12 protein-coding genes and 1 tRNA gene are annotated in these 12,659 nt (G+C 46.6%); 11 read left to right on the top strand and 2 right to left on the bottom strand.

Annotated features, from left to right (window positions below):
* Window positions 1–66 precede the first annotated feature (66 nt).
* Window positions 67–1,194, bottom strand: a complete 1,128-nt coding sequence (gene metC / locus LO777_RS15105; protein ID WP_228854692.1) for a cystathionine beta-lyase — start codon at window positions 1,192–1,194, stop codon at window positions 67–69.
* 83 nt (window positions 1,195–1,277) lie between these two features.
* Between metC and LO777_RS15100 the strand changes: the two genes are divergently transcribed.
* Window positions 1,278–2,501 (top strand): amidohydrolase family protein, encoded by a 1,224-nt coding sequence (locus LO777_RS15100; protein WP_228854691.1) that lies wholly within the window; start codon window positions 1,278–1,280, stop codon window positions 2,499–2,501.
* 102 nt (window positions 2,502–2,603) lie between these two features.
* Here LO777_RS15100 and LO777_RS15095 read toward each other — a convergent pair whose 3' ends face one another.
* Window positions 2,604–3,701, bottom strand: coding sequence for an AI-2E family transporter (locus LO777_RS15095; protein WP_228854690.1), 1,098 nt, complete (start codon window positions 3,699–3,701; stop codon window positions 2,604–2,606).
* Between the two features lie 246 nt (window positions 3,702–3,947).
* On the opposite strand from LO777_RS15095, the gene LO777_RS15090 reads away from it, so the two are divergent.
* The 10 genes from LO777_RS15090 to LO777_RS15045 all read left to right on the top strand — a co-directional run bounded on the left by LO777_RS15090 (window position 3,948) and on the right by LO777_RS15045 (window position 12,563).
* Entirely contained in the window at window positions 3,948–5,030 is a 1,083-nt protein-coding gene (locus LO777_RS15090) for a branched-chain amino acid aminotransferase (RefSeq protein ID WP_228854689.1), read from the top strand.
* Between the two features lie 232 nt (window positions 5,031–5,262).
* Window positions 5,263–5,550, top strand: coding sequence for a co-chaperone GroES (groES, locus tag LO777_RS15085; protein WP_228854688.1), 288 nt, complete (start codon window positions 5,263–5,265; stop codon window positions 5,548–5,550).
* 159 nt (window positions 5,551–5,709) lie between these two features.
* Window positions 5,710–7,374 carry a chaperonin GroEL gene (groL, locus tag LO777_RS15080; protein ID WP_228854687.1) on the top strand — a complete coding sequence of 555 codons (1,665 nt, stop codon included), beginning with the start codon at window positions 5,710–5,712 and terminating at the stop codon, window positions 7,372–7,374.
* A 162-nt stretch (window positions 7,375–7,536) separates the two neighbouring features.
* Window positions 7,537–7,613 (top strand) — tRNA-Met (locus LO777_RS15075).
* Between the two features lie 264 nt (window positions 7,614–7,877).
* Entirely contained in the window at window positions 7,878–9,080 is a 1,203-nt protein-coding gene (locus LO777_RS15070; protein ID WP_228854686.1) for a tyrosine-type recombinase/integrase, read from the top strand.
* Window positions 9,081–9,120: 40 nt separating this feature from the next.
* Window positions 9,121–9,891 carry a hypothetical protein gene (locus LO777_RS15065; protein ID WP_228854685.1) on the top strand — a complete coding sequence of 257 codons (771 nt, stop codon included), beginning with the start codon at window positions 9,121–9,123 and terminating at the stop codon, window positions 9,889–9,891.
* 168 nt (window positions 9,892–10,059) lie between these two features.
* On the top strand, window positions 10,060–10,269 hold the full coding sequence (locus LO777_RS15060; protein ID WP_228854684.1) for a helix-turn-helix transcriptional regulator: 210 nt from the start codon (window positions 10,060–10,062) through the stop codon (window positions 10,267–10,269).
* Between the two features lie 127 nt (window positions 10,270–10,396).
* Window positions 10,397–10,924 (top strand): hypothetical protein, encoded by a 528-nt coding sequence (locus LO777_RS15055; RefSeq protein ID WP_228854683.1) that lies wholly within the window; start codon window positions 10,397–10,399, stop codon window positions 10,922–10,924.
* 49 nt (window positions 10,925–10,973) lie between these two features.
* Entirely contained in the window at window positions 10,974–11,444 is a 471-nt protein-coding gene (locus LO777_RS15050; protein ID WP_228854682.1) for a helix-turn-helix domain-containing protein, read from the top strand.
* A 12-nt stretch (window positions 11,445–11,456) separates the two neighbouring features.
* Entirely contained in the window at window positions 11,457–12,563 is a 1,107-nt protein-coding gene (locus tag LO777_RS15045; RefSeq protein WP_228854681.1) for a tyrosine-type recombinase/integrase, read from the top strand.
* The last annotated feature ends 96 nt before the right edge of the window (window positions 12,564–12,659 follow it).

Genomic DNA, 12,659 nt, shown 5'->3' with positions numbered 1-12,659 from the left:
ATAAACAATAGTAAGGTTTATACCATGACGCCAGTAAACTTATGGTAAGTATTTCTCCAGCCGGGATCACGGCAGCTTAGTCAGTCCTCTTTCCAGGTCAAGAATGAGATCTTCCGGGGATTCCAGGCCAATATGCAGCCGGATGATTCGTTTTCCTGAGTAGCGTGAAGGCATTCTCCTTCTCTGGCGGGCTGCAGTCAGCAGGCTTTTGAAACCGCCCCAGCTGTAACCAAGGCCAAACAGTTTCAGGCTGTCGATGAATTCTGCAAGCTCCCTGTCATTATATTCCTGTTTCAGGGTAAAACCGAACAGGCCGGAAGAGCCTTGAAAATCACGTTTCCAGAGATGATGCTCAGGGTGACTCGGCAGTGCCGGATGGAAGAGGCAGTCGATTTTTCCATGCTGTTCAAGGTGTCTGGCCACCTGTATGGCAGATTGTTCATGCTGTCGCAGTCTGGTAGCCAGGGTTTGCAGGCCACGAAGGGCCATATAGCAGTCATTTTCCGGGGCGTAAAGCTCCATTCGTGAATAAAAATTCTTTAAGATATCAGCATATTTCTGATTGACCGTAAGGGCGCCCATCAGAACGTCAGAGTAGCCGGAGATATATTTTGTCACCGACTGGATGGAGATATCAATACCGAGGTCAAAAGGATTCAGGTAAAGGGGTGTTGCCCAGGTATTGTCCAGGGCGGTGATGATATTTTTTTCTTTTGCGATGGCTGTAATGGCGGGAATATCCTGAATCTCAAAAGTATTTGAACCGGGGGATTCAAGGAGTATCAGTACGGTTTCAGGTCGGATGAAATCAATGATATCCTTCCCTGCGGAGGGTGGAATACAGGTTGTTTCTATATTGAATTGTGTCAGGATTTTTCTGCAGAAACTGACACCCGGGCCGTAGGCATTGTCCACTACAAGTATGTGGTCACCACTCTTCGCAAAACACCAGAACATATTCTGGATAGCAGAAAGGCCTGATGGAAAAAGCCTGGTAACTGATCCTTTTTCAAGGTTGCACAGGGCTTTTTCAAAGGCCCGCTGAACCGGCATCCTGTCAGTACCATAGGTCGGGCCGTCCAATTGCCCTTTGCCGGCAAGGCGCATTTCTCTGTAGTTCCTGAACAGGACAGTGGATGCATGATAGACCGGAGGGTTTATGGTGGCCGGATGTTTTATGATTTCATCTTTCATATCTTTTCTTTGATCTTATAGTTGAAGGAACCTGTTTTTCGATAGAAGTATATTTGAACTTTCTTAACGGAACCTGAAAAAATATGAAAGAAAAACAATTTATTTTTGTTGGCTGGATGATTGACGGCAGTGGTGGGCCCATTCGGGATCATGTTCTGTTGGAGATAGAGAACGGTGTCATAACGGAGCTCCATGATGGGTGTGGTATAAAAAATATTACTACCGACCGGGTAACTGATCTTTCCCATTGTACAATACTCCCGCCCCTGGTGGACAGCCACCTGCACCTTTTTATGTCGGGTACTCTTGACCCGGAGATAAGAGAGCGTCAGCTGACTGCGGATTGCAATGAGCTGGAACCGGTCATCGCCCGTCATCTGAACTATCTGTTCAGTCATGGTGTTCTCGCTGTTCGTGATGGTGGGGATCGTGGTGGATGCGCCTTGGGGTACAGTAGACGGATGGAAGCTTCTTTCCCGGTTCAGATCAAGACAACCGGACGGGCCTGGAAACAAAAAAATCGTTATGGCAGCCTGATTGGCAGGAGTCCGCTGGAAGGTGAAAGTCTGGCCGAGGGTTTTATACGGGAGACGGATGAAGCGGACTGGGTGAAGCTTGTCAATTCCGGGTTAAACAGCCTGAAGAGATTTGGCCGTGAAACGGCGGGACAGTTTACTGTCGAGGAAATGACCCGTCTGGTTGAGGTTGCGGGTTTACAGGGAAAAAAAGTGATGGTCCATGCCAACGGTGTCCTCCCTGTGAAAGAGGCGCTGCAGGCCGGCTGCCACTCGATTGAGCATGGATTTTTCATGGGCAGGGAAAATATTGAGCTGATGGCGGAAAAAAATGTGGTATGGGTTCCCACGGCTTATACAATGAAAGCGTACGGGGAAAACAGTTCAGCTGCGGGGGGCAGTGTTGATTTGAAAGTGGTCAGGAAAAATCTGGAACACCAGCTCGATCAGATGGAATCAGCCAGGCAGGCGGGGGTAACCATTGCCTTGGGTACGGATTCAGGCAGCCTTGGAGTGCTTCACGGAGAATCCGTGGTGGAGGAAATGAAGTTGCTGAAAAAAGCGGGCTTTTCCCTGCCTGAAATCGTACAGTGTGCAACCTGCAACGGGGCCCGTCTTCTCGGTATTGAGGAGTTCGGTCTTTTGAAGAAAGGAAAACCGGCTACTTTCCTGGTATCCCGGGGAACTTCCGGACAGCTGCCCCGTAAACTGACCTACCTGGAAGATATCTATATTGCCGGAAATCCAAGTCCAATGTACCGGAAAAATCCTGTGAAAACAGTTTTAAGGTGACCTGACTCACATTTCTCATGAACTAAAGGTGCCGGACTGCTTTGACCTGTTCTGTTGGAGCACTGTGTCCTGTCGGAAAAAGAGGAAGGTTCTTTGTGAATTTCACAGTTTCTGTACATGTCCTTCGTAGCGCCGCAGATAGATGTCGGACAGGGTAAGGAACGCGGTGATGATCAGCGGGCCGTATATAATACCCAGAACTCCATAAACCTTAAGGCCGCCGATAATGGAGAGAAAAACGAGCAGGGTGTGCATTTTTACCTGGGTTCCCACCATTTTTGGTTTGACGAGGTACTCGATGGAAAACGAGAGAATGATGTAGAAAACGAAGAGAAAAACACCTTCTCCCATGCGGTGGTTTATTACCAGGATAATGGAGGTCGGGATCATTACCAGACCGATACCGAAAATGGGGAGAAAGGCGAGAATGGCCATGATCGCTCCCCACAGCAGGGGAGAGTTCAACCCCAGGATGGAGAAGATGGTACCGCCAAGGATACCCTGGACAAGGCCGCAGACACCGTTTCCCTTGAGGATGGCATTGGCGATTTCCTGAAATTTTTCGATGAGAATCCGGTTTTCATCTTCAGGCAGTGGTGAGAGTCTGATCATGTAGTCCACCAGTTTCGGCTGGTCGATCAGGAGAAAGAAGATAACCAGAATCATGATAAAGAAGAGAAAGAGAAACTGGAGAATATTGGCAGCCCATGCACTTGCCTGGTTATAAAGCATAAGACCGCCTTTTTTGGCCAGGTAGGAAAATGAGTCTGAAACCTGGGATGGGTTGAATTCAAATCCCACTTCCCTGAGCTGATCCTGCAGTTGCAGGATAAGCGGGCTTTCCTGGATAAACTGCTGGAGCTTGAGGCCCACCCTGCTATCCCGGCCCCAGTTGTACAGGTTCAGCGCCTCATCGGTGAGAGCAAGGATAAAGAGAACCAGCGGGATGAATACGATGGCGATGATCAGCAGGCAGGTGAGAACGGAAGCAATTGATTCCGGCATCTTTTTTTCAAGATAGGAGTACACCGGCCTGAAGAGATTGGTCAGCAGAAAGGAGAGGACAAGGATGGACCAGAAAGGCCAGAGGATTCTGCCGAAATAGAAAATGGAAATCAGGAAGACCAGAAGAAAGTATTTAATTCCCATGGCGCTTGGCGGTGTTTCCTGCGCTGGAAGTTGGTTTTTTGGGTTCTTCATGGTTTTCATCGGTTGTTGTGCAAAAGGTGTAAGCGATTGATCCCTCTGGACAGACACTGGTTTAGGTTGCAATTTCCAGGATGGCTGATGTATCCTGCCCGTTCCAGAAAAAAGCTATCTGATTTTCCATGACATGCAGTCTGTCTGAATATGTGGCAGTCACGGATTTAAGTCTAACGAAGAAAAGTATATATCCTCTTGTGGATTAAGAAAAGAAAAATAAGGAGTTGCAAGGAGATTTGTATTATGTGGGAAGATTTTGAGGTTGCATTGGAAAAAGTGGCAAGTGACCGGCGAAAAGAAAAACCGGATGAAGGTAATCTTGGTTTTGGCGTTCATTTCACGGATCATATGTTCTTGATGAAATGGGACCGGGAACATGGCTGGCATGATGCGAAAATCTGTCCTTTCGATGATTTCAGTCTTTCTCCTGCGGCCATGGTGCTCCATTACGGTCAGGCAATTTTCGAGGGAATGAAGGCTTACCGGGGGGAAGATGGTCAGATTTATCTGTTCAGGCCAGCTGAAAATTTCGAAAGGATGAACAACTCCGCTCTGCGGATGTGTATGCCACGGATTCCCGTGGAGAAGGTTGTGAAATCGTTAAAGGCACTGCTCTACCTGGACAGGGAGTGGATTCCGAAAAGTGAAGGTTCTACGCTCTATATCCGCCCTGCAATGATCGGTGCCGAAGCTGCCCTGGGATTGAGGCCTGCCGGGGAATACTGGTTCTATATAATAATGTCTCCTGTTGGAGCCTATTACAAGGAAGGGTGTAATCCGACGAAAATCTATGTCAGTGATGAACATGTGCGTGCCGTCAAGGGTGGTGTGGGCAACGTCAAGACAGCCGGGAATTACGCTGCTTCTCTGTTTACCGCCAGGCTTGCCGAAAAGGCGGGCTGCACCCAGGTGTTGTGGCTTGATGGGTGTGAACACAAATATGTGGAGGAGGTGGGGACCAGCAATATCTTTTTTAAAATTGATGACGAACTGGTAACTCCTCCCCTGGAAGGTTCTATTCTTCCGGGTTTGACCAGGGATTCGGTGATAAAGCTTGCAGAGTCCCGTGGTGTGAAGGTTGTTGAAAGAAAAATTGCCATCGATGAAGTTCTGGAAGCCATTGAGGATGGACGATTGAGGGAGGCATTTGGCACCGGAACCGCGGCTGTTATCTCCCCTGTTGGGGAACTTTTTTACCGGGGGAAAAATTACGTTATCGGTGATGGAAGGAGTGGAGAATTATCTGTCGAACTCTTTACTGATCTCCAGGCAATTCAAAGGGGAGAAAAAGATGATCCATTCAGATGGGTTGTCCGCTGTGGCTGAAATTATATTTTAACGTAAAAACAGCGAGATGTATAGTGGTAACCGTGTTGCGGAAGATGGTAGTATTTTTTTTGATTTTCACCCTTGATTTTTAAAAAAGCAATCATATAGTTTTGCGCAGTTTTAGGTATCGGCCCGAAAATCGGGCGGAAATTAACACGGGATTCCATGTATATACAAAAAATCGATGGACCCTTTAGGAAACAAACTATTTGTAATGTAGGAGGTAGTGATGAAGATTCGTCCATTGAACGATCGTCTCTTGGTAAAAAGGTTGGCAGAAGAAGAGAAAACTGCTGGTGGTATCATTATCCCGGATTCCGCCAAAGAGAAGCCGGCCGAGGGTGAAGTTGTGGCAGTAGGACCAGGAAAAATGGGTGACAACGGAGATAGAATAGCTCTTCAGGTAGCGGTCGGAGATAAGGTTCTGTTCTCGAAATATGGTGGAACCGACGTGAAACTCGATGGGGAAGACTATCTTATCATGCGTGAAGACGATATCCTCGGTGTTATCGAATAAAGCAGTCGGATTGGATCAGATTGAAACAAGAGAGTACCTGTCGGATGCCATGTTGGAGTTGGATACGGAAAAGGCATCAGACGGGTGCTGTGTTATAACGTGTAAATCATCTTGGTCTTTCTTAAATGAGACCATGTTGAGCAAAGGGAGAAAGTAATAATGGCTGGAAAAGACATTAAATATGGAGTTAAGGCCCGCGAGTCTATTCTCAATGGTGTAAATATCCTCGCTGACGCGGTGAAGGTGACCCTCGGCCCCAAGGGACGTAACGTGCTGATTGATAAATCTTTTGGTGCCCCTACTATCACCAAGGATGGTGTAACTGTTGCCAAGGAAATCGAACTTGCTGACAAGTTTGAGAACATGGGTGCACAGATGGTGAAAGAGGTTGCTTCCAAGACCTCTGATGTTGCCGGTGACGGTACCACCACTGCAACTGTTCTTGCCCAGGCGATCTATACTGAGGGTGCCAAGCTTGTGGCTGCGGGTGGTAATCCCATGGAAATCAAGCGTGGTATTGATAAAGGTGTTGACGTGATCGTGGAAGAGCTTACCAAGATCGCCACTCCAACCAAAGAGCAGAAGGAAATCGCCCAGGTCGGAACCATTTCTGCCAACAGTGACGAAACCATCGGTAACATTATTGCCGAGGCAATGGACAAGGTTGGAAAAGAAGGTGTCATCACCGTCGAAGAAGCCAAATCCATGGACACAAGCCTTGATGTCGTTGAAGGTATGCAGTTTGATCGCGGTTACCTCTCACCTTATTTTGTAACCGATCCGGATCGTATGGAAGTTGCCATGGAAGATCCTTACCTGCTCCTCGTGGAGAAGAAGGTTTCCAATATGAAAGATCTTCTTCCTGTACTCGAGTCTGTTGCCAAGATGGGTAAAGGACTGTTCATCATCGCAGAAGATGTTGACGGTGAAGCACTGGCTACCCTGGTTGTCAATAAACTGCGTGGAACCCTGAATGTAGCTGCCGTGAAGGCACCCGGTTTTGGTGATCGCAGAAAGGCAATGCTCGAAGATATCGCCATTCTTACCGGTGGACAGGTTATTTCAGAAGATCTCGGTATCAAGCTTGAGAATGTGACCATCAATGATCTCGGAACTTGTAAGCGTATCGTAACCGATAAAGACAATACAACCATCGTAGACGGCGGCGGCGACAAAGAGCAGCTGTCCGCACGTGTCAAGCAGATTCGTAACCAGATTGAAGACACCACTTCAGATTATGACCGTGAGAAGCTCCAGGAGCGTCTTGCCAAACTGATCGGTGGTGTTGCTGTCATCAATGTTGGTGCCGCAACCGAGATTGAAATGAAAGAGAAGAAAGCACGTGTTGAAGACGCACTTAATGCCACCCGCGCAGCAGTGGAAGAAGGTGTTGTTCCCGGTGGTGGAGTTTCCTATATCCGTTGCCTCAGTGCTCTTGAGAAACTCGAGCTTGATGGTGAACAGGATCTCGGACGGAAGATTCTTCTCCGCGCTCTTGAAGAGCCGGTACGTCAGATTGCAAACAACGCCGGTCGTGAAGGTTCCGTAATTGTTGATGCAGTCAAGAATCTTGAAGGTGCCAATGGTTTCAATGCCGCAACTGAAGAATATGAAGACCTCATTGCTGCGGGTGTCATTGATCCTGCAAAAGTAACCCGTACTGCACTGCAGAACGCAGCATCTGTTTCCGGTATGCTGCTGACCACAGAGTGTGTGATTGCTGATCTGCCGGAAGATGACAGTGCTGCCGGTGGAATGCCTGGTGGAATGCCTGGTGGCATGGGCGGTATGGGCGGTATGGGTGGCATGGGCGGAATGATGTAATTATTCCCCTGTCTCACAGGTACTGACCTGTATCAGGAAGTAAGTGAAGGGGAGGCCTTAAAAAAAGGCTTCCCCTTTTTTTTAATGGAAAAATAAATCTGACAGGCGAAAATTCATTGACACCCAATGGGTAATAGTGTAATTATTTTCGCCTTACCGCAAGGCGATGTAGCTCAGATGGTTAGAGCATACGGCTCATATCCGTAGTGTCCGGGGTTCGATTCCCTGCATCGCCACCAAAATGCATTCCGGTGAGTTCCGGTAAAGATAAAGACCCCGAGTCCAGGTAAGGATTTCGGGGTTTTCTTTTCCTGGGTGTTCCAATAAAAACTATTGACATCCCGTCATGCATGACGGTATTTTTGACGGTATATGGAAGATATTGATAATAGGTACCGTCAAAATCTTCCATGCTCTTTGTTTCTAGTGGGTTGAGTCCCCTATTCAATACCCTCGAAAGCAGTATTGAATACTACCTCCACCGAAAGTATGGAGATACCGTCATGCCTCTCACTGATACCGCCATCCGTAACGCAAAGCCTCGTTCTAAACAATTCAAACTGTCTGATGAAAAAGGTATGTATGTCTTGGTAAAAAAGGCCGGAAAATATTTTCGACTTGATTACCGTTTTGCAGGAAAGCGCAAGACCTTAGCTCTTGGAGTCTATCCTGATGTTAAGCTAGCTGAGGCCAGAGAAAAATGCGATGATGCAAAAAGAATGATAAGAAATGGTGTCGATCCTGCGCAGGTTCGTAAAGCAAATAAGGCTATGCAGGTAGAGCAGAGTGAAAATAGTTTTGAAGCTATAACACGGGAGTGGTTTATCAAACATTCTTCAAACTGGGCAGAAAGTCATGCCAAAAAAATTATCCGTCGCTTTGAACTCCATGTTTTCCCCTGGTTGGGAGGGCGGCCCATTGCTGAAATTACTCCGCCCGAACTTCTTTCAGTATTGAGAAGAATAGAAAACAAAGGGATTCATGAAACTGCTCATCGAGCTTTACAGAATTGTGGGCAGGTTTTTCGTTATGCTGTAGCCACTGGCCGGGCAGAACGTGATAACTCCGCTGATCTTCGTGGTGCTTTGACACCAGTTAAGCATGGCAGTATGGCAACCATTACAGAGCCCAAAAAGATTGGTGAACTGCTGCGAGCCATAGACGGCTATCAAGGAACTCCAGTTGTCCAATCTGCTTTAAAGCTTGCTCCCCTGGTTTTCCTGAGACCTGGAGAGCTTCGTCGAGCGGAGTGGACAGAAATAGATATTGATAATGCTGAGTGGCGTATTCCTGCTCAAAAAATGAAAATGAAGTTTCCACATATCATTCCATTGTCTGAACAAAGTCTAACTATACTGTGTGATATCCAACCCATTACTGGTCAAGGTCGATACGTTTTTCCAAGTATCAGATCAGATTCAAGGCCAATGAGTGATAATGCAATATTGGCGGCTTTGCGGCGTATGGGGTATGCCAAGGAAGACATGTCCGGGCATGGCTTTCGTGCAATGGCTTCAACTATTTTGCATGAGCAAGGTTGGCTTTCTGACATTATTGAGCGTCAACTTGCCCATGCCGAACGGAATAAAATAAAAGCGGCATATAATTATGCACAACACCTCCCAGAACGTAGAGGAATGATGCAAGCATGGGCGGATTATCTGGACTCATTAAAAAAGGGCGGCAAAGTTGTTTCTTTCGGGTAAATGTCCGGGTAGGGATTTTTCAGACTAAGGAGAATATTTCATGGCTAACCCATGGGAGTCAGATAATTGTGATGAAATTAGGGCATATTATTCCGCTTATTATATCCCACAGGCTGCGGCCTTGTGGTGTGGTGTCCCCGTGGAAGTACTTAAGCAGATATTGAGTCAGGCAACAGAGACAAGTCGCAATATTTATGCACACCCGAAAATCTCTTGCCTGGAACCGAGATGCCGGGCAATTCATGATGCCATTGATAATAATAAACTGGCCTGCGGCCGGGACGGTAAGAGCCCTGTTTTTGATTCAGAAGATCATGTGGCTCCAGAGAGGCGAACAGTTTCCCGCCAAGACCTCAAGGAATGGATCGTCAAAGAGTTTCCCTCTAACAAACCCGAATTTTTGTTTGATGAAGTTGAACGGAAAACGCATTCCGCCATCAATGCGGAATCTTTCAGGGCTCTTCAGGTAGATAGAGATGCTCTGCAGCGGCAACTGCAATCAGCTAAAGAAAGCATTAAAATGATGGAGCTGCAAAAATATGAAGTTGCTGCCAAACTAAAACAGTATGAAGAGCGGTTGAAGTGTTTAGATAATGCAATTAATCCACGCTCGGAAAAAACCTATCTCAATATTATTGGTGCCCTTCTGGAGGTTGTCACCGGCACTTTCAAAGGTGAAACATTTACAAGCGAAACACAGCTGCGGGATTTTATAGAAGAAAAATTTGACGATCTTCGTGGTGTTCGCTCCAGAACTACGGCTAGAATTTTCGCTGCAGCTAAACGAGCACTCAATGACGATATGGCCTGAACCCTTCAGCCGCCAACCTTCCTCGACTTCCCTGCCTCAAGTACCATTATTCCTACCATTGCAATTGCAACGGCCAGCGTTGCAACACGCGATGACCGTTTTAAATTAACTCATTATTAATAACGCCATAGTCCAACAACATCCAATTTAAGCATGTGAGGTGCAATTATGGCGAATACAAACCAAGAAAAACTATCCATTCTCCGACGTAAGCAGGTTGAGAAGCGGACAGGTTTGTCGCGGTCAACCATTTATCTCCGTATTCAGGAAGGTACTTTCCCAAGGCCGATTAATCTGGGAGCAAGGGCTGTCGGCTGGCTGGAAAATGAAATTGAAGAATGGCTGATGTCTCGCATGGAAATTCGCAATAACAGCTAATTTTCAATATTGACTGATAATGGCTAAAAAGATTTGGTTTGATAAAAATATTCTTCGGTCTCCAGCCTTCAGATCATTAAGCAGATGGTCGTTGCTTGTTTACCTGGATTTTCTCCGTAAACGACAGATGGAGCAGGTTAAGAGAGCAAAACGGTCGGATGATTGGATCATTAGGAATAATGGAGAAATAGTTTATCCATATTCCGAGGCTGAAAAAAAAGGAATTGGCCGCCGGGAGTTCAGGAACGCCATTGACGAGTTGATGGAGAAAGGTTTTCTCGATATCGCTCACCAGGGATCAGGTGGCCATTCAGGGGACATGACAAGGTACTTCATTGATGACCGCTGGAAAGATTACGGCACCCCTGCATTCCGTCCGCCCAAAAAACCAAGAAAGAAAGACCATCGGAAAGGAAGGGGCTGGTCAGCTTATCACGCCAACAAGAAAAAATATTCGGTAACAAAATTGATACCTAAAAAGGTTCTTTCGAGTAGCAACCCTGTTACTCCAGACGGAGAAACCACAATACTTTCGAGTAACGAAATGGATACTCCAAAAAACAGCAGCAATATAGCAACTGCACAAAATAATAGAAGAAAAGCCCACCCAAAACAACAGAGACTTTGGAGTAACAATAATGATACTATTCTATAGATACCACTCTACTGCATCCTTAATGCAAACCAGAGGGATGGTCTGAGCAATGGGAAAACGTTATCCAAACCACCGCCTGGTTAAAATTCACCGCAGTTATACTGTGGAAGAGGTGGCCGGGTTGTTCAGTATTCATAAAAACACGGTGCGTAACTGGATAAAATCAGGTCTTGCAACTATTGACAGAAAGCGGCCTGCCCTGATTCAAGGCAGTGTCCTGGTGGATTTTCTGCAAAAGCGACGGACAAAAAACAAGCAGACCTGCAAGCCAGGAGAACTATACTGTGTCCGGTGCCGTATGCCAAGACCAGCGGCGGGAGATATGGCGGATTATTCACCAGATAGTGAAAAGACCGGCAATCTTACGGCAATCTGCCCGGTTTGTGACACCATTATGAACCGGCGCGTCAACCTGGCCAAAATCAGTGAAGTAAGCGGCAATATTGACATCACGTTCCCGGAAGAACTACGACACATAGTTGATAGTGAAAAACCCTCCGTAAACTGTGATTTGAAATAAGGAGTAAAGAGCATGAAAAAACACAACCCGGCCAATGAGAGAATTAAGCGCAAATATTTTGCTTTTCTGAAAGAAGCGAAGAGGCACAGCGAGCCGACCATTGATGCGGCGGCCAAGGCTCTAAATCGTTTTGAGGTCTATTCCAAATTCCGCGATTTCAAGACTTTTCATTTTGAACAGGCTATAGCCTTCAAGAAACATCTTGCCAAGCAAAAGGGGCAGCGTTCCGGAAAAAAATTGAGCAAGGCAACCCTGCACGCCACCCTGAATCAACTGAAAAGGTTTTTTCAATGGCTTTCCATGCAACCGGGTTATAAGTCTCGTATTCAATATACCGATGCTGAATATTTCAACCTGTCAGACAAGGACACTCGGATCGCTACTGCCAGGCGGCACAAAGAACCGCCAACCATGGCACAGATCAAGCACGTTATCAACACCATGCCCATCAATACGGATGTTGAAAAGCGCAACCGTGCCCTGATCGCCTTCACCTTGCTGACCGGCGCACGGGACAGTGCCATTGCCTCAATGAAGCTGAAGCACACTGACCTCATTGCCGGATATGTCAAGCAAGATGCCCGCGAAGTGCAGACAAAATTCAGCAAGACCTTCACCACATACTTCTTCCCAGTGGGTGAGGAAATTCATGCTATTGTGGTGGAATGGGTAGCTTATCTCCGGGACGAAAAGCTCTGGGGTAACGATGATCCCCTGTTTCCTGCAACTCGTATCGAAGTGGGAACATCTCGAAAGTTTGAAGCTAATGGACTGAAAAAAGCCCACTGGGGTACAGCCAGTCCAATTCGTCAAATATTTCGTGACGCCTTTGTCAATGCCGGACTTCCCTATTTTAACCCCCATAGCTTTAGGAATACACTTGTCCAACTCGGTGAAAAAGTATGCAAAACCCCGGAGCAGTTCAAGGCGTGGAGCCAAAACCTTGGTCATGAAAAGGTGTTAACAACATTTTTGAATTACGGTGAGGTTGCCTGCCAGCGTCAGGGGGAGATTATCCACGATTTGGCCAGTAAATCTTCGCCATCGTTACAAACGGAGGCAGACAAAGTGGCTGACGCTGTTATCAGAAAGCTGGCTAAAGCGGGAGTTAGTGTTTGAAGAAACAGAACAATCTCTTTTGTTTTATAAAAAATATGTGTTAATTGTCTTGACTGAATATATATTCAGTCAATTGTAAAGTTTTCTACAGTAGCC

The organism is Desulfomarina profundi, assembly GCF_019703855.1.
Classification (GTDB): Bacteria; Desulfobacterota; Desulfobulbia; order Desulfobulbales; family Desulfocapsaceae; genus Desulfomarina; species Desulfomarina profundi.
Note: the sequence above shows the minus strand (reverse complement) of the source record. Positions and strands in the feature narration are given on the sequence as shown.

Excerpts from the sequence above, each read along its gene's own strand:
- metC (WP_228854692.1), bottom strand. The coding sequence starts at position 1,194 with ATGAAAGATGAAATCATAAAACATCCGGCCACCATAAACCCTCCGGTC.
- LO777_RS15100 (WP_228854691.1), top strand. The coding sequence starts at position 1,278 with ATGAAAGAAAAACAATTTATTTTTGTTGGCTGGATGATTGACGGCAGT.
- LO777_RS15095 (WP_228854690.1), bottom strand. The coding sequence starts at position 3,701 with ATGAAGAACCCAAAAAACCAACTTCCAGCGCAGGAAACACCGCCAAGC.
- LO777_RS15090 (WP_228854689.1), top strand. The coding sequence starts at position 3,948 with ATGTGGGAAGATTTTGAGGTTGCATTGGAAAAAGTGGCAAGTGACCGG.
- groES (WP_228854688.1), top strand. The coding sequence starts at position 5,263 with ATGAAGATTCGTCCATTGAACGATCGTCTCTTGGTAAAAAGGTTGGCA.
- groL (WP_228854687.1), top strand. The coding sequence starts at position 5,710 with ATGGCTGGAAAAGACATTAAATATGGAGTTAAGGCCCGCGAGTCTATT.
- LO777_RS15070 (WP_228854686.1), top strand. The coding sequence starts at position 7,878 with ATGCCTCTCACTGATACCGCCATCCGTAACGCAAAGCCTCGTTCTAAA.
- LO777_RS15065 (WP_228854685.1), top strand. The coding sequence starts at position 9,121 with ATGGCTAACCCATGGGAGTCAGATAATTGTGATGAAATTAGGGCATAT.
- LO777_RS15060 (WP_228854684.1), top strand. The coding sequence starts at position 10,060 with ATGGCGAATACAAACCAAGAAAAACTATCCATTCTCCGACGTAAGCAG.
- LO777_RS15055 (WP_228854683.1), top strand. The coding sequence starts at position 10,397 with ATGGAGCAGGTTAAGAGAGCAAAACGGTCGGATGATTGGATCATTAGG.
- LO777_RS15050 (WP_228854682.1), top strand. The coding sequence starts at position 10,974 with ATGGGAAAACGTTATCCAAACCACCGCCTGGTTAAAATTCACCGCAGT.
- LO777_RS15045 (WP_228854681.1), top strand. The coding sequence starts at position 11,457 with ATGAAAAAACACAACCCGGCCAATGAGAGAATTAAGCGCAAATATTTT.